Annotated in this window: 1 pseudogene; it reads left to right on the top strand. The window is 61.6% G+C overall.

The window, feature by feature from the left end:
* A pseudogene (locus tag ACZYOF_RS44185) lies at positions 1-669 on the top strand (IS5 family transposase); the annotation flags it as partial.

The raw sequence follows: 669 nt of genomic DNA, 5'->3' as shown, positions 1-669 counted from the left end.
GGGGTTCTGGATCGGCTCGTTCTGAACGACACGCAATGGGACCGTATCTCCGGCTTGATCATCGGTCGGCCGGACCAGCGTGGTTCGACAGGCCGCGACAACCGGATGTTTGTCGAGGGCGTGTTATGGATCGTGCGAACCGGTTCGCCGTGGCGTGATCTGCCCGAAGCGTTTGGCGAATGGAACAGCGTCTTCCGGCGCTTCAGCCGGTGGAGCGCCAAGGGGGTCTGGCTACGTATGTTCGAAGCGCTCGCGGATGATCCGGACTTCGAATACCTGATCGTTGACTCCACCATCGTCCGCGCCCACCAGCACGCCAGCGGCGCAAAAGGGGGGCTCAAAATCAGGCCATCGGGCGTTCGCGCGGCGGCCTGACGACAAAAATCCATATGGCTGTCCGGGGCTTAGGTTGCCCGGTCCGCTTCTTCCTAACGGCAGGTCAAGCCGGCGATGCGCCTCAGGCCCAGCCGCTCATCGAGGGGCTCCCGGCGGAGGTCGTGATGGGCGATGCCGCCTACGATTCCGATGCCTTGCGATCCGCGATCGCCGCAAAAGGCGCTCAAGCCGTCATTCCGAACAACCCCTCACGGGCAATCAAATATCCGCTCAACAAACCCCTCTATGCCGAGCGTCATCTAATCGAATGCTGCTTCTCGAAACTGAAGCGTT

It is taken from the genome of Bradyrhizobium sp. LeoA1Lang, assembly GCF_055413685.1.
Note: the sequence above shows the minus strand (reverse complement) of the source record. Positions and strands in the feature narration are given on the sequence as shown.